Genomic DNA, 22,894 nt, shown 5'->3' with positions numbered 1-22,894 from the left:
CCTATGAATTCTGCATACAAAATTCAGGGCTTTGGAGGTGACCGAAATGCTGACCCGGGTGCCGGGGCTGCTGTTCGGCGGGGACTACAACCCCGAACAGTGGCCGGAGGAGGTGTGGGCCGAGGACGTACGGCTCATGGCGGAGGCCGGGGTGAACCTGGTGACCGTCGCCGTGTTCTCGTGGTCGCGCCTCGAACCGCGGCCCGGCGGCTTCGACTTCGGCTGGCTGGACCGCGTGCTGGACCTGCTGCACGAGCACGGGATCGCCGCCGACCTCGCCACCGCGACCGCGACCCCGCCCCCGTGGCTGGTGCGCGAGCACCCCGAGGTCATGCCGGTCGACTCCTCGGGCACCCGCCTGGAATTCGGCTCGCGCCAGGGCTACTGCCCGAGCTCCCCCGTCTTCCGCGAGCACACCGTACGGCTGGCGCGGGCCATGGCGACGCGCTACTCCTCCCACCCGGCGCTGGCCATGTGGCACGTCGGCAACGAGTACGCCGACCACACGCTGGAGTGCTTCTGCCCGGTCTCCGCCGCCCACTTCCGGCGCTGGCTGCGCGAGCGGTACGGCGACGTCGACGGCCTCAACGCGGCCTGGGGCACCTCCTGCTGGGGGCAGCATTACACCGGTTTCGAGCAGGTCGAGCCGCCCCGCCGCGCGCCCGGCCCGGTCAACCCCGCCCAGGTGCTCGACTGGCGCCGCTTCTGCAGCGACGCGCTGCTGGAGTGCTTCCTGCTGGAGCGCGACGCGCTGCGGGAGATCACCCCGGACGTCCCCGTCACCACCAACTTCATGAGCATCCTGCACGGCCTGGACTACTGGAAGTGGGCCGCCGAGGAGGACGTGGTCAGTGACGACGCCTATCCCGACCCCGCCGACCCGGACGCCCACGTCGCGGTCGCGCTGAGCTACGACCTGATGCGCTCGCTCAAGGGCGGGCCGTGGCTGCTGCTGGAGTCGGCGCCCTCGGCCGTCTCCTGGCGCGAGGTCAACCTCCCCAAGCCTCCCGGGGTCATGCGCCTGCACAGCCTGCAGGCCCTGGCGCACGGCTCCGACGGCGCGATGTTCTTCCAGTGGCGCCAGGCCCGCTACGGCCCGGAGAAGTTCCACTCGGCGCTGCTCCCCCACGCCGGCACCGACACCCGCGGCTGGCGCGAGACCCTGGAGCTCGGCCGCGACCTGCGGGCGCTCGGCGAGATCGCCGGGACTCCCACGGCGGCCGAGGTGGCGCTGGTCCTCGGCTGGGACAGCTGGTGGGGGCTGGAGGCGCCGGAGTCGATGCCGTCCGACCGGCTGAAGCTCAAGCGGCTCCTGCTCGACTGGTACGCGCCGCTGCACGCCCGGGGCGTCGCCGTGGACCTCGCGCCCCCGGGCCGCGACCTGTCCGGCTACCGGCTGGTGATCGTGCCCAACCTCTACCTGTGCACCGAGGAGCAGGCGGCGGCGCTCGCCTCGGCGCCCGGCCGCCTGATCGTCGGGCCGTTCAGCGGCGTGGTCGACGCCGCCGACCAGGTCCACCCCGGCAGCGCCCCCGGCCCCCTGCGCGAACTGCTCGGCGTCCGGGTGGAGGAGTTCTGGCCACTGCCCGACGGCGCCCGGCAGCCGGTGAGGTTCACCGGCGGCGGGCGGACCGGGTCGGCGAGCACGTGGGCGGAGTGGATCAGCCCGCTGGACGCCGAGCCGCTCGCCCACTACGCCGGAGGCGACCTGGACGGCCGGCCCGCGATCGTCAGGCGGGGGCGGGCGACGTACGTGAGCTGCCTGCTCGACGACGTGACCGCGCTGCTCGACGCCGAGCTGGCCGAGGCCGGGGTGCGCCCGGTGGCCGAGGTCCCGGCCGGCGTCGAGGCCACCCGCCGGGGCGCCTACCTCTTCCTGCTCAACCACACCACCGCCCCGGCCCGGCTCACCCTGCCGTGCCCGGGCGCCGACCTGCTCACCGGACGGCGGCTGCGGGGCGAGATCGAGATCGCCCCCCGCGACGCCGTCGTGCTGAGGATCGAAGGAGACCAGTGACCCATCCCTACATCCCGAACGCCGAACCCGGGGTGCGGGCCGAGATGCTCGCCGCGATCGGCGTGGGCGACGTCGGGGAGTTCTACGCCGACATCCCCGCCCACCTGCGTCTGGACCGCGCGCTCGACCTGCCGGAGCCCCTGGTCGCCGAGCACGACCTGGTGCGGCACATGCGCTCCCTGCTGGATCGCACGGTCGACACCACCCGCGCGCTCAGCTTCCTCGGCCACGGCTGCTACCCGCACCACGTGCCCGCGGTGTGCGACGAGGTGAACGGCAGGAGCGAGTTCCTCACCGCCTACGCCGGCGAGCCGTACGAGGACCACGGCCGGTTCCAGGCCCTGTTCGAGTACGTCAGCATGATGGCCGAGCTGCTGGAGATGGACGTCGTCAACGTCCCGACCTACGACGGCTACCAGGCCGCGGGGACGGCGCTGCGCATGGCGTGCCGGCACACCGGACGCTCGAAGGTGCTGGTCAGCGGTGCCGTCGCCGACGGCAAGCTGAGCAAGCTGCGCGACTTCCTCAGTCCCGACATCGAGATCGTCCTGGCGCCCACGACGCCCGGCGGGGAGATGGGCGAGGTCGGGCTGGACGGCTCGTACGCCGCGATCTACCTGGAGACCCCGAACGTCTACGGCGTCGTCGAGACCCGGGGCCGGGAGCTGGCGGACCTCGCCCACGCGCACGGCGCCCTGCTGGTCGTCGGCGCCGACCCGATCTCGCTCGGCGTCCTCGCGCCGCCGGCCTCCTACGGCGCCGACATCGCCTGCGGGGACATCCAGTCGCTCGGCATGCACCAGAGCCACGGCGGCGGGCAGGCCGGCTACATCGCCACCCACGACGACGAGCTGGTGGCGCAGTTCCCCTCGCGCCTGTTCGGCATCGCCCCGACGGCGGTCCCCGGCGAGTACGGCTTCGGGGACGTCTTCTACGACCGCACCTCCTTCGCGCTGCGCGAGGAGGGCAAGGAGTGGGTGGGCACCGCCGCGGCCCTGTGGGGCATCACCGCCGGGGTCTACCTCGCCCTGATGGGCCCGCAGGGCATGCGGGAGCTGGGCGAGACCATCCTGGCCCGCACCCGCTACGCGATGGAGGCCCTGGCCGCCGCCGGGGTCCGCGTCCTGCACAGGGACGCGATCCACTTCCGCGAGTTCGCGATCGAGGTGGACGACTCCGCCGCGCTCCTCGCCGCGCTGCGCGAGCAGGCCATCTACGGCGGCGTGCCGCTCGACGGGCGGACGGTGCTCGTCTGCGTGACCGAGCGGCACTCGATCGCCGACATCGACCGGCTGGCGGCGGCCGTACGGCAGGCCACGGCCACGACCACCGAAGGGGACCCCCGATGAGCGGGCACGGCACCGAGTCCTTCGCGAAGCTCCCGGTGGCGCCCAAGCCGCCGCTGCGCCGCTTCCACCAGGCCCGATGGGACGAGCCGATCATCTTCGAGATGTCCCGGCCCGGACGGCGGGGCGTCGCCGTCCCCGAGCCGGGCGCGCCCGCCGTGGAGCTGCCCGAGTCCGTCCGCCGGGCCGAGCCGCCCGCGCTGCCCGAGATGGCGCAGCCGCACGTGCTGCGGCACTACCTGCGGCTGTCGCAGGAGAACCTCGGGGCCGACCTCAACATCGACGTCGGCCAGGGCACCTGCACGATGAAGTACAGCCCGAAGGTCAACGACTCCTTCGCGCGGGCCGTGGCCGAGCTGCACCCCGAGCAGCACGAGGACACGCAGCAGGGCGTGCTGGAGATCTACTGGCGGATGGAGCGCATGCTGGCCGAGGTCAGCGGCATGGCGCGGGTCTCGCTGCAGCCGGGCTCCGGATCGGCCGCGATCTACGCCAACGTCTCGATGATCCGCGCCTACCACGCCGCGCGCGGGGAGGGCCACCGCGACCAGGTCATCACCACGATGTTCTCCCACCCCTCGAACGCCGCCTGCGCCAAGACGGCCGGGTACGAGGTGATCACGCTGATGCCGGACGCCGACGGGCTGCCCGACATCGAGGCCCTGCGCGCGGCCGTCGGCCCCCGCACCGCCGCGCTGATGATCACCAACCCGGAGGACACGGGCATCTTCAACCCGCGCATCGAGGAGTTCGTGGAGCTGGTGCACCGCGCGGGCGGGCTGGCCTGCTACGACCAGGCCAACGCCAACGGCATCCTCGGCATCACCCGGGCCCGTGACGCGGGGTTCGACCTGTGCCACTTCAACCTGCACAAGACCTTCTCCACGCCGCACTCCTGCGGCGGCCCGGCCGCCGGGGCGTGTGGGGTGGCTCCGGAACTGGCGGAGTTCCTGCCGGGGCCGGTGGTGGAGCGCGAGGGCGACCGGTACGTGCTGGCGACGCCGGAACGCTCGGTGGGCAAGATCCGGCCGTTCCTCGGCGTCACGCCGAACATCGTGCGCGCCTACGCCTGGATCATGTCGCTGGGCGCCGAGGGCCTGCGCCAGGTGGCCGAGACGGCGGCGCTCAACAACAACTACCTGATGCACAAGGTGCTGCAGATCCCGGGCGCCTCGGCGCACTGGGACCGGCGCCGCATCGAGCAGGTGCGCTACTCCTGGAAGGAACTGTCGGAGGAGACCGGCGTCCACTCCGAGGAGATCGGCGTCCGGGCCGCCGACTTCGGCGTCCACTACTGGACCAGCCACCACCCCTACCTGGTGCCCGAGCCGTTCACGCTGGAGCCGACCGAGTCGTACTCGCGCGAGGACCTCGACGAGTACGCGGCGATCCTGGCGCACGTGGCCGGCGAGGCGCGCACGGATCCGGATTTGGTGAAGGGCGCGCCGTACAACTCCCCCGTCCACAAGATCGACCCGACGCCGCTCGACGACCCCGAGCAGTGGGCGCCGACCTGGCGAGCGTACGTCCGCAAGCACCTCGGCGGGAAGTGACCGGTGGAGCACCACGTGGGCGGCGCCCCCTTCACCGTCGGGCTGGTCGTCAACCCGGTCGCCGGGATCGGCGGCCCGGCGGGGCTGAAGGGCAGCGACGGGGAGCGCGTGCAGCGTGAGGCGCTGGCCCGCGGGGCCGTGCCGCAGGCGGGACGGCGGGCGGCGGCGGCCGTGCGTGCCCTGCTCGCGCGGCTGCCGGACGTCCGCCTGGTGACCGTGGCGGGCGCCATGGGCGAGGACAGCGTCCGCGCGGCCGGCGGCACCGCCGAGCTGGTGCTCCGTCCCGGCGACAGCACCGCGGCCGCCGACACCAGGGCGGCCGTGCGGGCGATGGCCGGGGTCGATCTGCTGCTCTTCGCGGGCGGGGACGGCACCGCGCGGGACGTGCTGGACGCCCTGCGGGCCCTGGGCGGGCGCGCCCCCGCCGTCCTCGGCGTCCCGGCGGGGGTGAAGGTCTACTCCGGGTGCTTCGCCACCGGCCCGGCCGCCGCCGGGCTGGTGGCGGCCGGCCACGCCGGGGCGGGCCGGGTCGCCGAGGCCGAGGTGGTGGACCTCGACGAGGAGGCCTACCGGCAGGGCCTGGTGAGTCCCCGCCTGTACGGGACCGTGAGGGTGCCGGCGACCGGTCATCGCCTGTCGGGCAGGAAGACGGGCTCCGCCTCCGCCTCTCCGGGGTCGGTCGAGGGCATCGCCCGGGAAATTGTTGCCACTATGCGACCCAATGTCCGTTATGTTCTAGGTCCCGGCGCGACCACCCTCGCCGTCGGCCGCGAGCTGGGCCTGACCACCACCCTGCTCGGGGTGGACGTCGTGGAGGCGGGGCCGTCCCCCCGCCTGACCGGCGCCGACGTCACCGAGGCGGAGCTGCTCGGCCTGGTCACCGGGCACGAGACGGCCCTCGTCCTGTCGGTGATCGGCGGGCAGGGGTTCGTGCTCGGGCGGGGCAACCAGCAGATCTCCCCCAGGGTCCTGCGGGCCGTCACCGCCGGCGGGACCGGGACCGGCCGGGCCCTGGTGGTCCTGGCGACGCAGCAGAAACTGGCCGCGCTCGGCGGCCGGCCGCTGCTCGCCGACACCGGCGACCCGGAGGCCGACCGGGCGCTCGCCGGCCACGTCCGGGTGGTCACCGGATACCGCGAAAGCACCGTCTACCGCATCGCAGCGGCAAGTGAGGAGTACCAATGAACGCCCTGGAGGGCAAGGTCGCGATCGTCACCGGCGGCGCGTCGGGCATCGGGAGGGCCACGGCGCTGCTGTTCGCGGCCGAGGGCGCCAAGGTCGTGGTGGCCGACCTCGACGGCGACGGCGCCGAGGCGACGGCCGCGCGGATCGGCGCGGCGGCGCTCGCCGTACGGGCCGACGTGTCCTCGCCGGACGACTGCGAGAACGTCGTGCGCACCGCCGTCGAACGGTTCGGCGGGCTGAACGTGCTGTTCAACAACGCCGGGATCATCCGCCGCAGCACCGCACTGGATCTCGGCGTCGAGGACTGGGACCGGGTCATGGCGGTGAACGTCCGCTCGGTCTTCCTCATGTGCAAGTACGCGATCCCCGCCATGACCGGCGGCGGGTCGATCGTCAACACCGGGTCGGGGTGGGGCCTGAAGGGCGGCGGCAACGCGCTGTCGTACTGCGCCTCCAAGGCCGCCGTCGTCAACATGACGCGGGCCCTGGCCATCGACCACGCCGCGGCGGGGATCCGCGTGAACTCCGTCAACCCCGGCGACACCGACACCCCGATGCTGCGGGACGAGGCCCGCCAGCTCGGGGAGGACTGGGCGGCGTTCGCCGCCGACGCGGCCGACCGGCCGATGGGCCGCGCCGGCACCCCCGAGGAGATCGCGCAGGCCGTGCTCTTCCTGGCGAGCGACGCCTCCTCCTACGTCACCGGTTCCGCCCTCGTCGTGGACGGCGGCGGCCTGGCCTGAGCGCCACCCCCACACACCCCCCATTTCGCAAGGAGAGACGCGTGAAGCGTGCCACAGCCATAGCGGCTCTGATGATGGTGGCGGCCACGGCCGCGTGCAGCGGCCCCGGAGCGTCCGGCTCGGGAGGCGCCGCCGGCGGGCAGGTCCTGCTGCGGTGGTCCACCTGGGGCTCCGCCGACGACATCAAGCACTTCCAGGCGTTCACCGACGACTTCGAGAAGCGCCACCCGAACATCAAGCTCAAGCTGGAGTCGGTGCCCAAGTACGCCGACTACCACCCCAAGCTGCTCACCCAGCTCACCAGCAAGACCGCGCCCGACGTCTTCTTCGTCGGCGACGACAACGTCGGCAAGTTCGTCTCGGCCGGCGTGCTCCAGCCGCTCAACACCCTGCTGGCCGGCCCCGACTCCAAGAGCAGGCCGGAGGACTTCTTCGAGGGGGTGTACGGCGGGGCCAAGAAGGACGGGCAGATCTACGGCGTCCCCAACGACACCAACCCCGAGGTGTTGTGGTTCGACAAGAAGGCGCTCAAGGACGCCGGCGTCACCGAGGACCCGGCCGCGCTGAACGAGGCCGGTCAGTGGACCATGACGAAGTACCTGGAGATGAACGCCGCGCTGAAGAAGGCGGGCAAGGCGGGCTCGATCTTCTGGAACTGGTACGGCTCGACCTACAGCGTCATCGGCGGGTTCGGCGGCAAGGTGTGGGACGGCGGGAAGTTCGTCGCGACCACCGACCCGAACTCGCAGAAGGCCCTGCAGACCCTCGCCAAGGGGTACCAGGACAAGACGTTCCTGTCGGCGGACCTGCTGCCCGCCAGCAACGGCGCCGACACGCAGTTCCTCAAGCACAAGGTGGGCTTCTACGCCGGCGGGCGCTGGATGATCGACACGATCAAGAAGGGCGGCGAGCAGGACGACTACGACATCGTCCCCTTCCCCTCCCCCGACGGCAAGCCGATGCCCGGCGCGGTCGCCGCGTCGTACCTGTCGATCAACAAGGACACCGCGCACCCCAAGGAGGCCTTCACCTTCCTGACGGAATTCGTCAGCAAGGAGGGCCAGGCACTGCGCCTGAAGGAGGGCGGCGCGGTGCCGTCGATCAAGGGCGCCGAGCAGGTCGTGCTGGACGGCTACCCGGCGCACGCGCAGACCTTCATCGACGTCCGTGACACGGGCTTCGCCAACTACCCCGAGGAGGTCGGCGTCCCGGGCCTCACCGCGGCGATCAACGACGAGCTGCTGAAGGTCTGGGGCGGGCAGGTGCCGTTCGACCAGGGCATGGCCGAGCTGCGCAAGGTCGTCGAGAGCAAGATGGGATAACCGTGGCCACGATCGCCGACGTCTCCCCCCGCGCGGTACCGGCCCCTCGGCGGGTGCGCACCCGCGACGGCTGGTGGGCCGCCTTCTTCCTCGCCCCGCAGCTGGCCGCCCTGGTCGTCTTCCTGGTCGTCCCGCTGGGCTTCGCCGTCGTGCTGGCGATGGTGCAGTGGGACGGCTTCGGCCAGAAGACCTGGGTCGGCTTCGGCAACTTCGCCGCCCAGCTCACCGACCCGGGCTTCCTGCGGGCGGTGTGGAACACCGTGAAGCTGGCCCTGCTGACCGTGCCGATCGGCCTCGGGCTGGCGCTGGCGATCGCGGTGGCGCTCAACAACATCAAGGGCAGCGACGTCTACCGCGTGCTGTACTTCCTGCCCGTGGTGACCAGTTCGGTCGCGGTGGCGCTGATGTGGCAGATCATCCTGGCCGACGACGACAACGGCGTGCTGAACGCGTCGCTGCGGCGGTGGTTCGGCGTCAGCGGGCCCGACTGGCTCGGCGACCCCGGCTGGGTGATCGTGGCCATCGCGGTGGTGACGATCTGGTCGTCGCTCGGGCTGAACGTCGTCATCTTCCTCGCCGGCCTCCAGACGATCCCGCCGCAGATCCTGGAGGCCGCGCGCATCGACGGCGCCGGCGCCTGGCGGACGTTCCGCTCGGTGACGCTGCCGCTGCTGTCCCCGACGATCTTCTTCTCGACGGTGGTCGCGGTGATCAGCTCGTTCCAGGCGTTCGACCAGATCTACGTGCTGCTCGACCCGAAGGACAACGTGGGCGCGCAGACGATCGTCTACCAGGTCTACAAGCTCGGCTTCAAGGACTTCCAGTTCGGCATGAGCAGCGCCGCGGCGCTCATCCTTCTCGTGCTGACGCTGCTGGTCACCCTCGTCCAGTTCGCGGCGCAGAAGCGCCTCGTCCACTACGACTCCTAGGGAGCCTCGATGCGACTGCGTCAGGCTGCTCTGCACGCCGCGCTGGCCGCCGGCGGGCTGCTGATGCTCTTCCCGTTCGTCTGGATGCTGCTCACCTCCTTCAAGGGCCTGCACCAGATGCTGAACGACCCCCTCGCGTGGCTGCCCAATCCCTGGCGTCCGCAGAACTACCCGGACGCGCTGGCCAAGATGCCGTTCGGCCGGGCGTACTGGAACAGCCTCTACATCGCCGTGGTGAACGTGGCGCTCACGCTGCTGACCTCCGCCATGGCGGCCTACGCCTTCGCCCGGATCAGATTCCGGGGGTCGGGCGCGCTGTTCGTGCTGTTCTTGGCCACGCAGATGGTGCCGACGCAGGTGACGGTCGTGCCGCTCTACCTGATGCTGTCGTCGTTCGGCTGGATCGACTCGCATCTGTCGCTGATCGTGCCCACCATCGCCAACCCCTTCGCGGTGTTCCTGCTGCGCCAGTTCATCCGGGCGGTGCCCGTCGAGCTGGAGGAGGCGGCCAGGATCGACGGCGCCGGGCGGTGGACGATCTTCTGGCGGATCGTGCTGCCCAACATCAGGCCCGGCCTGGGCGCGCTCGGCATCATCGTCTTCCTCACCTCCTGGAACTCCTACTTCTTCCCGCTGATCTTCCTGAACTCGCCGGAGATGGCGACGCTGCCGCTGCTGCTCAGCCAGTTCGCCGGCGAGCACCAGGCCGTCGACTACGGCCTGGTGCTCGCCGCCTCGGCGGTCTGCGTGGTGCCCACGCTGATCGCGTTCCTCATCGGCCAGCGGAAGATCATCAACTCGATGGCCGCCTCCGGCCTGGGAGGACGCTGACATGCTCGACCTGCGCGAGATGCCCTTCACCGACCGGGGCTCCCGCCTGCTGGTGACCCTCGCCGAGGACGGCGCGCTCCAGGTGGCGCGGGCGGAGTACGAGACCCCGCTCGCCGCCACCACCGTGCTCACCGGGCTGCGCCTGGTGTCCGGCGACCGCCCGCTTTCGGTCCGCCGGGCGCTGCCCGACCGGGTGGAGTTCGAGGGCGGCCCGTGCCTGGCGTTCGCCGACGCCGAGACGCTCGTGCTCACCGGCGCGCCGGGCCTCGCGGGCCTGCGGGCGGTCTGGGACGGCGGCGGCGCGGACGCCGGCGACTGCCTCACGCTCGTCGGCGACGGATCGTACGACCCCGCCGCCGTGCTCGCCCGGGCCGCCGAGAGGTGGGCGGCGTGGTTCGCCCGCATGCCGGCGGTGCGGGCCGACCTGCGGGAGCGGGCCGAGCAGGCGTGGTGGACGCTCGCCGTCAACCTGGTGACCATCCAGGGACGCGAGGCGCTCATCCCCTCGAAGTACGGATATGTCGGCTTCTGGAACTGGGACGCCTGCTTCCACGCCGTCGGGCTCCGGCACGGCGCCCCCGAACTCGCCCGGGAGCAGATCCGCATCCTGCTCGACCACCAGCTCCCCGACGGCCTGCTGCCCGACGTGATCCACGACCGCGGCGTGCTCGCCGAGACCACCGATCTCCCGAGATCGGACCACATGCGGCTCGCGCAGCACGTCGGCGGCGCGACGGACGGGGCGATCGTCGGCGGCGTCGTCCCGGTCACCAAGCCGCCGGTGACCGCGTGGGCGGTGTGGAAGGTGCACCGGGCCGCGCCGGACCCCGGCTTCCTGGCGGAGGTGTACGAGCCGCTGGTCCGCGCGCAGAGCTGGTGGCTCACCCACTCCGACCCCGACGGCGACGGGCTCGCGGAGTACCTGCACCCCTACTCCTCGGGACTGGACGACAGCCCCATCTGGGACCGCGGCCCCCGCGCCGAGCCCCCCGACCTCAACTCCTACCTGGCGGTGCAGTACGACCGGCTGGCCGACATCGCGGACGCCCTCGGGCGCGCGGAGGACGCCGAGCGGTGGCGGGGCCACGCCCAGGCGCACACCGACCTGCTGGTCCGCCGGCGCTGGAACGGCTCCCGCTTCGTCACCCTGGTCGGCCGCGCCGAGGGCCCGCGGACGGTGTCGGCCACGCGAACCCCTCTCGACCTGATGCCACTGCTGACCGGCAGGCTGCCCCGGCCGGTCGCGGTCGCCCTGGTGGCGCAGCTGCTCTCGCCGAGCTTCTGGGGCGAGGGGCCGGTGCCGAGCGTGGCGTTCGACGATCCCGACTTCGACCCGGACGCCATGTGGCGCGGCCCGGTCTGGCTGAACGTCAACCACCTGCTCGTCGACGGCCTGCGCCGCTCCGGTTTCCCGGTCGTGGCCGCCGAGCTGGCCGAGCGGACGCTGGCCATGGTGCGCGACGGCGGCGGCCTGTACGAGTACTGGAACCCGCTCACCGGGGCCCGGGCGAAGCGCGCGACGTCGGGCTTCGGCTGGTCGTCCGCCCTCTTCCTCGACCTCGCGGCCATGGCCGGCGACGACGAGGCTCAGGTGGACTGACGGACGACGAGGGCAGGGTCGAAGATCACTGAGGTGGGGGGCAGGCCCGGCCGCTCGACGTGGTCGAGGAGCAGGCGGGCCATCTCGGCGGCCATGTCCTCCACGGGATGCCGGACCGTGGTGAGCGGCGGCCGGCAGGCGGTGGCCGCGCTGCTGTCGTCGAAGCCGACGACCGCGACGTCCTCCGGGACCCGCCGGCCGTGCTGCCGCAGCACCGGGAGGGCCCCCTGGGCCATGAGGTCGTTGGCCACGAAGACGCCGTCGAGGTCGGGATGCTCGGCCAGGAGCCGCTCCATGGCGGCCTCCCCGCTGTCGTAGGTGAACCCGCCCTCCGCGCAGGGGACGTAGGCGCGGCCGTGCGCGGCCAGCGCGTCGCGGAAGCCGGCCAGACGGTCCTGACCGGCGGGCACGTCGAGAGGGCCGGAGATCGTGACGATGCGGCGGCGGTCCCGCGCCAGGAGGTGGTCGGCGGCGAGCTTGGCGCCGGCCCGGTGGTCGAGGTCGACGTAGCTGATGGGGATCGGCCGCGCGGGCTTGGCGAACAGGACGGCCGGCAGGCCCGCCTCGACCAGCAGCGCGGGGAGCGGGTCGTCGGCGTGGGTGGAGACCAGCACGGCCCCGTCGGCGTTGCCCTGCCGGAGCGAGGTGAGCACCTGCGCCTGGCTCTCGGCGGTCTCGGCGAACATCAGCAGCGGGTGGACGCCTCGGGGGCGGAGAAAGGAGACGATCCCGGCGGCCACCCGGCCGAAGAACGGGTCGGTCAGGATGTTCGAGAGCCCCGACTCGTCCCCCGCGCCCGACACCACCAGCGCGATCGCGCCGGTGCGCCGGGTGACGAGGGAGCGGGCCGCGCGGTTCGGCACGTACCCGGTCTCCTCCACGGCGCGCCTGACGGCCTCCTGGATGGCGGGGTCGACGTTGCGGACGCCGTTGATCACACGGGACACCGTGGCGCGCGACACGCCCGCCGCGCGGGCCACGTCCTCCAGGGTGGGGAGGGATTCCGACGCCGGCCGGAGGTGGGGGCTCATGGGGGCCTTTATAGCAGAGAAAGGGAGAGCGCTCTCCAAGGCGCCTCACACCCGGATCGCGGCCGAGAGCGGAAGCTCGGCGGACGAGCGGCCGGCGAGGACGGTGAAGCGTCCGGCCTCCGTGCGCCAGGCGCCGCGCTCGGTGTCCCAGTGCTGGAAGGCCCGCGCCGGGAGCCGCAGTTCGGCCTCGGCCGTCTCACCGGGCCGCGCGCCGGCCAGGGTGTAGCCCGCCAGCCAGCGCGCAGGGCGCGCGACCGCCGACCCCGGCCGGGCGAGATACACCTGGACGACCTCGCGTCCCGGCCGCGCGCCGGTGTTGCGCAGCCGCACGCGGACCGTCACGGGCAGGCCTGGGGCGGCCTCGGCGGGCACGGACAGCTCCTCGTACGCCCAGGTCGTGTAGCCCAGCCCGTGCCCGAACCAGTACGCCGGCGGCTCCGCCTGACGCAGCCAGGCGCGGTGGCCGATGTCCAGCCCCTCGGCGTAGGTGAGCGTGCCGTCCACGGGGACGGTGGAGGTCAGCGACCGATCGGCGAAGGTGACGGGCAGCCGCCCGCCGGGTTCGGCCCGCCCGAACAGGACGTCCGCCAGGCCGTGCCCCGCCTCCTGCCCGGGGAACCAGTTGAGCAGCACGGCGGGCACCTCATCCCGCCACGGGAGGGCGACGGGGCCGCCGGCGTTGACGATCACGACGGTGGCCGGGTTCGCCGCCGCCACCGCCCGCACGAGCTCGTCCTGGCGGCCTGGCAGGTCCAGGTCCGTCCGGTCGGCGCCCTCGCTCTCGGCTTCCGGGCCGGTCCCCACCACGACGACGGCCACGTCGGCGGAGCGCGCGAGGCCGGCCGCGGCCCGCACCCCGGCCGTCTCGTCCGGCCGGGGCGGGTCGGCGGCCAGCGCCGAGGCCACGCCGGTCCCGGGGTCCAGGCGCCGCCGGGACACCAGTTCGACCTCGCGGCCGGCCTCCAGCGCCAGCCGTGCCGTCCGGTACGGCGGGGACAGGTGCACGGTCGCCGGGTCGTCGGTGTCGCGCTCGACCTCCTCGTCGACCAGCACGCGGCCGTCCGCCTCCAGGGTGACGCGCCCCCAGCCCGCGACGCCCAGCTCCCACGGGCCGCTCACGTCAGGGCGCAGGAGCGCGCGGATCTCGACGGCCGCCGCGCTGGAGCGGACGGTGCGCGCGGGCTCCGGGACGTGGCCGGTCAGGCGGTGTTCGGCGTGGATCTCCCGCCCGGCGGCGTCCAGCAGCCGCACCAGCAGGCCGGGCTCGCCGGTGCGCGGGTCGCGGGCGTTGCCGGTGCCGAGGGCGGTGGGACCGGCGCCGCGGGCGACGCCGGCGGCGTGGACCACCTCCACGGTCGCGGGCAGCGCCTCGCGGACGCCGTCGAGGGGCGAGACCGTGCGCCGCGGGTACACCCCCGCGCTGCCGCCGCCCTGGACGCGGGGGGTGGCGGCGCCGGGCCCGAGCACCGCGACCCGGCGCGGGCGCGCGGGGTCCAGGGGCAGCAGCCCGCCCTCGTTGCGCAGCAGCACCGCGCTCGCGGCGACGGCGCGCCGCAGCAGCGTGCGCGCGGCCTCCTCCCCTCGTGCCGCCTCCGCACCCTCGTCCCGACCGGCCTCGCCGTCCGCCCCTTCCGCCGCTTCCGGCCTCCCGCCGCGACCTGCGCGCGCCTCGCCGTCCGCCGGCTCCGCACCCTCGTCGCGGCCCGCGCCGGCCTCGCTGCCCGGCGCGGGTCCCCGCGGGGACGACGGCGAAGTGCCGAGCGCGGGGCAGTGGGCGACCGGCGGCCAGGAGTCGTCCGCCGGGAGGTCGAGCGCGCCGACCCGGGCGGCCAGCAGGAGCAGACGTCTCACCTTGTCGTCGACCGCGGCCTCGGGCACCTGCCCGGCGCGCACGGCGGCGGCCAGCGCCCGCCCCCACGGGCCGTCCGGGCCCGGCATGGCGAGGTCCTGCGCGGCCCGGCCCGCGGCGGCCGTGGAGCGGACGGCGCCCCAATCCGACACCACCACGCCGTCGAACCCCCACTCGTCCTTCAGCGGGGTCGCGAGCAGCGGGTTCTCCGACATCGTGATCGAGTTCACCGCGTTGTAGGCGGACATGACCACCCAGACGCCCGCCGCCACCACGGCCTCGAACGGCGCCAGGTACAGCTCGCGCAGGGTCCGCTCGTCGACGCGGGCGTCGAGGGTCAGCCGTTCGGTCTCGGAGTCGTTGGCGACGTAGTGCTTGGCGGTCGCGGCCACCCCGCCCGCCTGGACCCCGCCGACGAGGGCCGCGCCGATCCGGCCGGCCAGCACCGGGTCCTCGGAGTAGCACTCGAAGTGGCGCCCGGCGAGCGGAGAGCGGTGCAGGTTCAGCGTCGGGGCGAGCAGGACGTCCACGCCCTTGCGCCGCGCCTCGGCCGCGAGGAGCCCGCCGAGCCGCGCGACGAGGTCCTCGTCCCACGTCGCGGCGAGCGCCGTCGGGCAGGGCAGGGTCAGGGAGGTGTCGCGCTCGTCCCAGCCCTCACCGCGCACGCCGGCGGGGCCGTCGGAGAACACCATGGCCCGCAGCCCGATGCCCGGCTCGGCATGGGTCCGCCACACGCTCGCGCCGGTGACCAGCCGGGACTTCTGGTCCAGATCGAGCTTGTGCACCAGGCGATCGACGTCGTCGTTGATCACACATGTTCCCTTCATCGTGGGAGATCGCTGTGCTCGAGATCCGCACGGCGTCCCCGCCCGTGCGGAGCGTGCCGAGGGCGGGGGGCTCAGCCGCCGTCCTGGATCCCGTCCAGCAGGCGGCGTTCGGCCGCCCCGCTCCGCTCGATCGCGGCGGCGAGGTCCTTCGTGGCGCGGTCCGCACCCGATAGGCGCTCCGAGCGGGACACCATGGCCGTCTGGTCGAGGTGCTCGCGCAGCCGGGTCACGAAGAGCCGGTCGAAGGCGGCGCCGGTGGTCGCCGCCAGCGCCGCGAGCTTGGCGGGGGTCACCATGCCGGGCATGTCATGGCCTTCGTGGACGTTCCGGGCGGGCAGCGCGGCACGGCGGAGCCCGTCCCGCAGGCGCCCCAGCCCGGTCGCGTGGTCCGGCCGGATGCGGCCCGCCAGCCGCCGTACGGCCGGAGAGCGCCCGCGTCGCGCGCCGAGATCGAGCAGGGGGAGCACCCGCTCCTCCATCGCGAACATCAGCTGCAGCCAGGCCCTGTCGGTGGGGTTGAACCCGGGGGCCACGGCCGCCGGAAGCGGGTGGTGCGGTGCGGGGGCGGCCGAGCGGACCAGGCAGCCTGTCACCAGGGCGAACGCCGCCCCGAACACCAGGAGCCGCGCCGGCGCCGCGGGAACGCCTCTCATATGGAGCCTCTCGATTCGGTCCGTGCCGGGCGGGGGCCTCCGGCGCCCGGCACGGTGATCACCTCCCGGAGGAGCCGGGCGTCAGGGCAGTTCGAAGTTCTCGGTGAGGGCGGCCCCGCGGTGCGGCTTGTACTGGTCGTAGCCGCGGGGGTCGCACTGCAGGCCGCCGTTGATGCAGTGGGTCACCAGCGCGTCCAGGATCGCGGGGTCGTCCCAGGCGTTGAAGAAGTCGTAGTGCCAGGTGTAGCCGCGCCCGCTGGCCAGCCGCGCCTGCGACAGGTCGCCACTGGCCGGGAAGGCGATCTTGAACTCCAGCATCGGCACGGCGACCGGGTGGCTGGCCGGGCAGTAGCCGCCGGCCGGGTAGGCCATGTGGCTCTTGTGGTCGGCGCTGTCGAGGTGAACGCCGTCCCAGCAGCTCGGCGCCTGGTAGCGCACGTTGACCTGGGTGCCCGCCGGGCACGACTGCGGGATGTCCCAGCTGTGGGAGACGTCACCGCACTCGAAGCCCTCGACCGCGCCCGGGGAGTCGCGGAACTGCTCCAGGGTCGCCGTCGGGCTGCCCACGACGAAGCGCAGCCCCTGCGGGAACGGCTGGACGCGCCAGTACTCCAGGATCCCGGACTTGTAGTAGATCACCTGGTTCCCGGTCGGCTGGACCAGCTGGTCGCCCTTGTAGAAGCTGGGGAACCAGTACGCGGACCGGTCGTGCGGGTTGGTGCAGGACGTGCCGCCGGCCAGCAGCGAGGACGCCGTGCTGCCGGCGTTGGTGGTCCTGTTGCCCACGAAGGTGTGCATGTGGGACGCGCCCGGCAGGCCGGGGAAGACGATCGGGTCGTCGGGCCGGTTGGCCGTCCAGGAGCAGTTGGCCTGGAATTCGTGGTGCGTCACCTGGTCGGTGAAGGTCGGCCTCGGCCGGGGCGTGGTCCCGTCGCCTCCGGTGCCGTACACCTTGAACTCCCACAGGGAGTAGCCGTAGCCGGTTGCGCGCGCGGTGCCGTACAGCCGCACGTACCGGCCGGTGCCGGTGACGGCGAGGGTCTGGGTGCCGCCGGTGCCGGAGGTGGTGGAGTACACGTCGGTCCAGCTCTGCCCGTCGGGCGAGGTCTGGAGCTTGAACGCCTTGGCGTAGGCGCCCTCCCAGACCAGCACGACCTGCGAGACGGTCGCCGGGCCGCCGAGGTCGACCTGCAGCCACTGCGGGTCGGCGGCGAGGCTGGACCAGCGGGTCGCGGTGTCGCCGTCGACGGCGGCACCGGCCTCGTACCCCGCCCCCTCCACCGAGGAGGCGGTGACGACGCGTCCCTGCGAGAGCAGGGCGTCCGCCGCGCGCGCCGGCGCGATCATCAGCAGCGCGGCGGCCACGACCGTGGCCAGCGCGCCGGCGAACAGGGCCAGGTTGAGCCTGGCGGGGCTTCGGGAGGATTTCATGATCTCTCCTTGGGGGACCGTCGGACGGCAAGGAGAGCGCTCTCCAATGAGAGTCGGGTCTCGGGCCGGGCTTGTCAAGGCGCGGTGACTCCGACCGAAAAGAGAAGTTCACCGCGCCGACACCTCAACCCCATGACCTGCGAGGATCCGGACCGCCCTCCGCCGGAATGTTTCGCGCGGATGAGCGGCGCATTTCTAGATCGTCGGAAATGGGCCTTGACTGGGTCCGATTTCCCCGGCACCCTCGCTGCTACGGAGAGCGCTCTCCCCTCTGTCGCCGGTGCGGCGGCCACCCCCCATGTCCCGAGGAGAGACAGTGCGTCCAGCTCGAAGTACCGGCTTGCCGCGACCAGCCCTGGTCGTCGTCGCCCTGGTGGGGCTGCTCCTTTCCGGCCTGGCCTTCACCGGCCCCGCCGCCGCGGCCGACACCCTGCTGTCGCAGGGGAGGACGGCGACCGCGTCCTCGTCGGAAGGCGCCGCCTACCCGGCCGCGGCCGCCGTGGACGGCGACACCGGCACACGATGGTCGAGCTCGTTCGGCGACCCCCAGTGGCTGCAGGTCGACCTCGGCGCCCAGGCGACGATCAGCAAGGTCGTCCTGGTCTGGGAGGCCGCCTACGGCAAGGCCTTCCGCGTCCAGACCTCGCCCGACGGGCAGAGCTGGACCGACGTGTACTCCACCACCTCCGGCACCGGCGGCACCCAGACCCTCGCCGTCACCGGCACCGGCCGGTACGTGCGGCTGTACGGCACCGCGCGCGGCACCGGCTACGGCTACTCCCTGTGGGAGTTCCAGGTCTACGGCCAGACCGGCCCGCCTCCCGGAGACGGCTGGACCGAGGTGTGGCGGGACGACTTCGCCGGCCAGAACGGCGCCTCCCCCGCCGCCTCCGACTGGATCCTGCGCACCGGCACCCAGTATCCGGGCGGCGCCGCGAAATGGGGCACCGGAGAGGTCGAGACCATGAGCGCCTCGACCGCCAACGTGTTCCTCGACGGATCCGGCCACCTGGACATCAAGGCGATCAGGGACGCCTCCGGCGGCTGGACCTCCGGGCGCGTCGAGACCCAGCGCACCGACTTCGAGCCGAAGCCGGGCGAGATGCTGAGGTTCAGCGCCCGCATCAGGCAGCCCGACGTCCCCGGCGCCCTCGGCTACTGGCCGGGCTTCCGCGCGACCGGCGCCGCCTTCCGCGGGAACTACACCAACTGGCCGTCGGTGGGCGAGACCGACATCATGACCGACGTCAACGGCCGCGACCAGCTCGCCACCACCCTGCACTGCGGCACCGCCCCCGGCGGAGCCTGCAACGAGTACGACGGCCGGACCAGCGGCTTCGCCACCTGCGGCGGCTGCCAGAGCGACTACCACGAGTACAGCCAGGTGATCGACCGGACCAGGACCGACGAGGAGATCCGCTTCTACCTCGACGGCAGGCAGACCTGGGTCGTCCGCGAGAGCCAGGTCGGCCTGGCCGCGTGGAACGCCGCCGTCCACCACGGCTTCTCCCTGCGCCTGGACCTCGCCATGGGCGGCTCGCTGCCCGACGCGATCGCCGGCCGAGCCACGCCGACGGCGGCCACCACCTCCGGCGGCGTGCTCAGCGTGGACTGGATCTCGGTCGCCCGGCAGGCGGGCACGACCCCGCCGGCCATGACCGACCCGGCAGTCCCCGCCGGACCGAGCGTCGTGAAGGTCACCGGCTCGCAGGGCGACTGGCAGCTGCAGGTGAACGGCCGGCCGTACCTGGTCAAGGGCGTGACCTACGGCCCGCCGCAGGGAGCCGCCGACGCGTACATGCGGGACCTGGCCGCGATGGGCGTCAACACGATCCGCATCTGGGGCGTCGACGACGCGGCCACCCCGGGCCTGCTCGACACCGCCGCCCGGCACGGCATCAGGGTCGTCGTCGGCCACTGGCTCAACCAGGGCGCCGACTACGTCAACGACACCGCCTACAAGACCAGCGTGAAGAACGAGATCGTCGCCCGGGTCAACGCCCTGAAGAACCGCCAGGGCGTGCTGATGTGGAACGTCGGCAACGAGGTCATCCTGACCATGCAGGACCACGGCCTGCCCGCGGACGTGGTCGAGCAGCGGCGGGTGGCCTACGCGAGGTTCGTCAACGAGCTCGCCGAGGCGATCCACGCCGCCGACCCCGGCCACCCGGTCACCTCGACCGACGCCTGGACCGGCGCCTGGGCGTACTACAAGGCGTACTCCCCGGCGCTCGACCTGCTCGCCGTCAACAGCTACGGCGCCCTCAAGAGCGTGAAGGACGACTGGGTCAAGGGCGGGTACACCAAGCCGTACATCGTCACCGAGGCCGGGCCCGACGGCGAGTGGGAGGTCCCGGACGACGTCAACGGCCGCCCCGCCGAGCCGTCCGACCAGCAGAAACGCGACATGTACACCGCGAGCTGGAACGCGGTCCGGAACCACCCCGGGGTGGCGCTCGGCATGACGGCGTTCAACTACGGGCTGGAGGACGACTTCGGCGGGGTCTGGCTGAACGTCCTCACCGGAGGGTGGCGGCGGCTGGGGTACCACGCGCTGGCGCAGGCCTACGGCGGGCAGGTCTCGGCGAACACCCCGCCGCAGATCACCTCGATGACCGTGGGCACGCAGACCGCCGTTCAGGCCGGCCGTCCCTTCACCGTGGACGCGGCGGTCACCGACCCCGATGGCGACCCGATCCGCTACAACCTGATGTTCAGCGACAAGTACGTCACCGGGAGCGGCGGGCTGCGCCACGTCTCCTTCACCCAGACCGCGCCGGGACGGTTCACCGTCACCGCCCCCGAGCAACTGGGCGTATGGAAGGTGTACGTCTACGCCTACGACGGGCAGGGCGGCGTGGGCATCGAGCAGCGCTCGTTCCGCGTGGTCCCGCCGTCGGTGGACGGGACCGACGTGGCGAAGGGCAGGCCGACCACCGCCTCCAGCCACCAGGCGACCGGCGACGGCGGGCCGTTCACACCGGACCGCGCCACCGACGGCAGCTTCACCACGCGGTGGGCCAGCGAGTGGGCCGACGCCCAGTGGATCACGGTCGACCTCGGCCAGGTCACCGCGTTCAAGCAGGTGCTGCTCGGCTGGGAGGCCGCCTACGGCAAGGCCTACCAGATCCAGACCTCGCCCAACGGCGCCGACTGGACAACCGTCTACGGCACCACCACCGGCGACGGCGGTTTCGACCAGATCCCCCTGAACGCCTCCGCCCGGTACGTACGGCTGAACCTCACCCAGCGAGGCACCCCATACGGCTACTCGCTGTGGGAGTTCGGCGTCTACAGCTGACGCGGCCGGTCGACCACCTCCGCGTCGCGGCGCGCGGGAGAGCTCCCCGCTCCCGCGCGCCGCACCACCCCCCGACGAAAGCGAAGGACATGAGACAAAGGTCAACCCCGGCCGCGCTCGCGGTCCTGGCCGCCCTGCTGGTCACGCCGTCCGTGGTCACGCCCGCGCCGGCCGACGCCTCCCAGGGCCGCGACACCGCCGCCCTCGCCGCCTGCGACACGGCCGACGCCGCGCTGAACAGGCCGGCCACGGCCTCCTCGACCGAGGGCGCGGGCACCCCCGCCTCGGCGGCCTTCGACGGCGACCCCGGGACGCGCTGGTCCAGCGCGTTCAGCGACCCCCAGTGGGTGCAGGTCGACCTCGGCGCCGTACGCGACATCTGCAAGGTCGACCTGTCCTGGGAGACCGCCTACGGCAAGGACTTCACCATCCAGGCCTCCGCTGACGGCATGACGTGGAGCGTGCTGAAGACGGTCACCGGCGGCACTGGAGGCACCGCCTCCTACGACGTCGCCGGCTCGGGCCGCTACCTGCGGATCAACGGCACCGCGCGCGGCACCGGCTACGGCTACTCGCTGTGGGAGGTGGCCGTGCACGTCACGGGCGGGGGCGACCCGCAGCTCCCCGGCGGCGGCGACCTGGGACCGAACGTCAAGGTCTTCGACCCGTCAATGTCCTCGGCGACGATCCAGGGACAGATCGACCAGATCTTCAAGCAGCAGGAGGCCGCGCAGTTCGGCACCGGCCGGTACGCCCTGCTGTTCAAGCCCGGCAGCTACGACGTCAACGTCGACACCGGCTTCTACACCTCGGTGCACGGCCTCGGACGCAACCCCGACGACGTCACCGTCCGGGGCGTGAGCGTGGACGCGGGCTGGTTCAACGGCAACGCCACCCAGAACTTCTGGCGTTCCACCGAGAACCTGTCGGTCAACCCCTACGACGGCACCGACCGGTGGGCGGTCGCGCAGGCCGCGCCGTTCCGCCGCATGCACATCCGCGGCGGGCTGAACCTCGCACCGAGCGGCTACGGCTGGGCGTCCGGCGGCTACATCGCCGACAGCAGGATCGACGGCACCGTCGGGTCGTACTCCCAGCAGCAGTGGTACACCAGGGACAGCTCGATCGGCGGCTGGTCCAACAGCGTCTGGAACATGGTGTTCTCCGGCGTGCAGGGGGCTCCCGCCACCGGCTTCCCCGAGCCGCGTTACACCACGCTCGACACCACCCCCGTCAGCCGTGAGAAGCCGTACCTCTACCTCAACGGGAACGACTACGCGGTGCTCGTCCCCGGCAAGCGCGCCAACGCGCGGGGCACGACCTGGGCGAACGGCCCGACGCCGGGCACGTCGGTCCCGCTCACCCAGTTCTACGTGGCCAAGCCCGGGGTCACGGCCGCCACGCTCAACCGGGCGCTCGCCCAGGGACTGCACCTGCTGTTCACGCCCGGCATCTACCACCTGGACCAGACGATCGAGGTGACCAGGCCCGGCACCATCGTCATGGGGCTCGGCCTCGCGACGCTGGTCCCGGACGGCGGCGTCACGGCCATGAAGGTGGCCGACGTGGACGGGGTGAAGCTGTCGGGCTTCCTGATCGACGCCGGCACGGTCAACTCGCCGACGCTCCTGGAGATCGGCCGTCAGGGCGTCCACACCGACCACGCCGCCGACCCGATCAGCGTCCAGGACGTGTTCGCCCGGATCGGCGGGCAGTTCGCCGGAAAAGCGACGACCAGCGTGGTGGTGTACGCCGACGACACCATCATCGACCACACCTGGATCTGGCGGGCCGACCACGGCGACGGCGTCGGCTGGGACGTCAACGCCGCCGACTACGGCCTGCGGGTGTACGGCGACGACGTGCTGGCCACCGGCCTGTTCGTCGAGCACTTCAAGAAGTACAACGTCGAGTGGCTCGGTGAACGCGGGCGGACGATCTTCTTCCAGAACGAGCTGCCGTACGACCCGCCGAACCAGGCGGCGTACATGAACGGCGGCGTGAAGGGCTGGGCCGCCTACAAGGTCGCCCCGTCGGTGAACACACACGAGGGCTGGGGCCTGGGCAGCTACTGCGTCTTCACCAGCGACCCCACCATCCAGGTGGACCACGGCTTCGAGGTCCCGGTGAAGGCGGGCGTGAAGTTCCACAGCCTCCTGGTCGTCTCCCTCGGCGGCAAGGGCCGGTACAACCACGTGGTCAACGACACCGGCGCCCCGGCGTACGGGACCGACACCATCCCCTCGACGGTCACCACCTATCCGTGACCCCGCCCG

The 22,894-nt window shown here is 72.8% G+C and carries 15 protein-coding genes; 11 read left to right on the top strand and 4 right to left on the bottom strand.

Features of this window, described 5'->3' with window-relative positions; genetic code table 11:
- Positions 1-46: 46 nt before the first annotated feature.
- From KIK05_RS14335 to KIK05_RS14295, 9 genes are read left to right on the top strand one after another with little or no spacing between them, the layout of a single operon-like run.
- Positions 47-2,017, top strand: coding sequence for a beta-galactosidase (locus KIK05_RS14335; RefSeq protein ID WP_214411179.1), 1,971 nt, complete (start codon positions 47-49; stop codon positions 2,015-2,017).
- Positions 2,014-3,366, top strand: coding sequence for an aminomethyl-transferring glycine dehydrogenase subunit GcvPA (gene gcvPA, locus KIK05_RS14330; protein ID WP_214411178.1), 1,353 nt, complete (start codon positions 2,014-2,016; stop codon positions 3,364-3,366). Before KIK05_RS14335 ends, gcvPA begins: the two co-directional genes overlap by 4 nt.
- Positions 3,363-4,916, top strand: coding sequence for an aminomethyl-transferring glycine dehydrogenase subunit GcvPB (gene gcvPB / locus KIK05_RS14325; RefSeq protein ID WP_214411177.1), 1,554 nt, complete (start codon positions 3,363-3,365; stop codon positions 4,914-4,916). The genes gcvPA and gcvPB overlap by 4 nt, the downstream gene beginning before the upstream one ends.
- A gap of 3 nt (positions 4,917-4,919) precedes the next feature.
- Entirely contained in the window at positions 4,920-6,101 is a 1,182-nt protein-coding gene (locus tag KIK05_RS14320; RefSeq protein WP_214411176.1) for an ATP-NAD kinase family protein, read from the top strand.
- On the top strand, positions 6,098-6,844 hold the full coding sequence (locus KIK05_RS14315) for an SDR family NAD(P)-dependent oxidoreductase (protein WP_214411175.1): 747 nt from the start codon (positions 6,098-6,100) through the stop codon (positions 6,842-6,844). The genes KIK05_RS14320 and KIK05_RS14315 overlap by 4 nt, the downstream gene beginning before the upstream one ends.
- A gap of 41 nt (positions 6,845-6,885) precedes the next feature.
- Positions 6,886-8,166, top strand: a complete 1,281-nt coding sequence (locus KIK05_RS14310; RefSeq protein ID WP_308249914.1) for an ABC transporter substrate-binding protein — start codon at positions 6,886-6,888, stop codon at positions 8,164-8,166.
- A 2-nt stretch (positions 8,167-8,168) separates the two neighbouring features.
- Positions 8,169-9,095: a carbohydrate ABC transporter permease gene (locus KIK05_RS14305; RefSeq protein ID WP_308249913.1), complete on the top strand. Its 927-nt coding sequence runs from the start codon at positions 8,169-8,171 to the stop codon at positions 9,093-9,095.
- A 9-nt stretch (positions 9,096-9,104) separates the two neighbouring features.
- Positions 9,105-9,926, top strand: coding sequence for a carbohydrate ABC transporter permease (locus KIK05_RS14300; protein ID WP_214411174.1), 822 nt, complete (start codon positions 9,105-9,107; stop codon positions 9,924-9,926).
- A 1-nt stretch (position 9,927) separates the two neighbouring features.
- Positions 9,928-11,526, top strand: coding sequence for an amylo-alpha-1,6-glucosidase (locus KIK05_RS14295; RefSeq protein ID WP_214411173.1), 1,599 nt, complete (start codon positions 9,928-9,930; stop codon positions 11,524-11,526).
- Here KIK05_RS14295 and KIK05_RS14290 read toward each other — a convergent pair.
- The 4 genes from KIK05_RS14290 to KIK05_RS14275 form a co-directional block, all read right to left on the bottom strand.
- Positions 11,514-12,557 (bottom strand): LacI family DNA-binding transcriptional regulator, encoded by a 1,044-nt coding sequence (locus tag KIK05_RS14290; protein ID WP_214411172.1) that lies wholly within the window; start codon positions 12,555-12,557, stop codon positions 11,514-11,516. The genes KIK05_RS14295 and KIK05_RS14290 overlap by 13 nt on opposite strands.
- A 45-nt stretch (positions 12,558-12,602) precedes the next feature.
- Entirely contained in the window at positions 12,603-15,233 is a 2,631-nt protein-coding gene (locus KIK05_RS14285; protein ID WP_214411171.1) for a glycoside hydrolase family 3 C-terminal domain-containing protein, read from the bottom strand.
- Between the two features lie 71 nt (positions 15,234-15,304).
- The gene (locus KIK05_RS14280) at positions 15,305-15,886 is read right to left on the bottom strand and encodes a DUF305 domain-containing protein (protein ID WP_214411170.1); all 582 of its coding nucleotides are present in this window, start codon (positions 15,884-15,886) and stop codon (positions 15,305-15,307) included.
- Between the two features lie 81 nt (positions 15,887-15,967).
- Positions 15,968-17,317, bottom strand: a complete 1,350-nt coding sequence (locus tag KIK05_RS14275) for a DUF1996 domain-containing protein (RefSeq protein ID WP_214411169.1) — start codon at positions 17,315-17,317, stop codon at positions 15,968-15,970.
- Between the two features lie 340 nt (positions 17,318-17,657).
- Between KIK05_RS14275 and KIK05_RS14270 the strand changes: the two genes are divergently transcribed.
- Positions 17,658-20,618 carry a discoidin domain-containing protein gene (locus KIK05_RS14270; RefSeq protein ID WP_250562769.1) on the top strand — a complete coding sequence of 987 codons (2,961 nt, stop codon included), beginning with the start codon at positions 17,658-17,660 and terminating at the stop codon, positions 20,616-20,618.
- An 89-nt stretch (positions 20,619-20,707) separates the two neighbouring features.
- On the top strand, positions 20,708-22,885 hold the full coding sequence (locus tag KIK05_RS14265) for a discoidin domain-containing protein (protein ID WP_214411167.1): 2,178 nt from the start codon (positions 20,708-20,710) through the stop codon (positions 22,883-22,885).
- The last annotated feature ends 9 nt before the right edge of the window (positions 22,886-22,894 follow it).

Origin of the sequence: Sphaerisporangium fuscum (genome assembly GCF_018531465.1) — a bacterium.
Lineage (GTDB): Bacteria > Actinomycetota > Actinomycetes > Streptosporangiales > Streptosporangiaceae > Sphaerisporangium > Sphaerisporangium fuscum.
Note: the sequence above shows the minus strand (reverse complement) of the source record. Positions and strands in the feature narration are given on the sequence as shown.

Coding starts and splice junctions, on each gene's coding strand:
- KIK05_RS14275 (WP_214411169.1), bottom strand. CDS start 17,317: ATGAAATCCTCCCGAAGCCCCGCCAGGCTCAACCTGGCCCTGTTCGCC.
- KIK05_RS14265 (WP_214411167.1), top strand. CDS start 20,708: ATGAGACAAAGGTCAACCCCGGCCGCGCTCGCGGTCCTGGCCGCCCTG.
- KIK05_RS14280 (WP_214411170.1), bottom strand. CDS start 15,886: ATGAGAGGCGTTCCCGCGGCGCCGGCGCGGCTCCTGGTGTTCGGGGCG.
- KIK05_RS14315 (WP_214411175.1), top strand. CDS start 6,098: ATGAACGCCCTGGAGGGCAAGGTCGCGATCGTCACCGGCGGCGCGTCG.
- KIK05_RS14290 (WP_214411172.1), bottom strand. CDS start 12,557: ATGAGCCCCCACCTCCGGCCGGCGTCGGAATCCCTCCCCACCCTGGAG.
- KIK05_RS14285 (WP_214411171.1), bottom strand. CDS start 15,233: ATGAAGGGAACATGTGTGATCAACGACGACGTCGATCGCCTGGTGCAC.
- KIK05_RS14295 (WP_214411173.1), top strand. CDS start 9,928: ATGCTCGACCTGCGCGAGATGCCCTTCACCGACCGGGGCTCCCGCCTG.
- gcvPB (WP_214411177.1), top strand. CDS start 3,363: ATGAGCGGGCACGGCACCGAGTCCTTCGCGAAGCTCCCGGTGGCGCCC.
- KIK05_RS14335 (WP_214411179.1), top strand. CDS start 47: ATGCTGACCCGGGTGCCGGGGCTGCTGTTCGGCGGGGACTACAACCCC.
- KIK05_RS14300 (WP_214411174.1), top strand. CDS start 9,105: ATGCGACTGCGTCAGGCTGCTCTGCACGCCGCGCTGGCCGCCGGCGGG.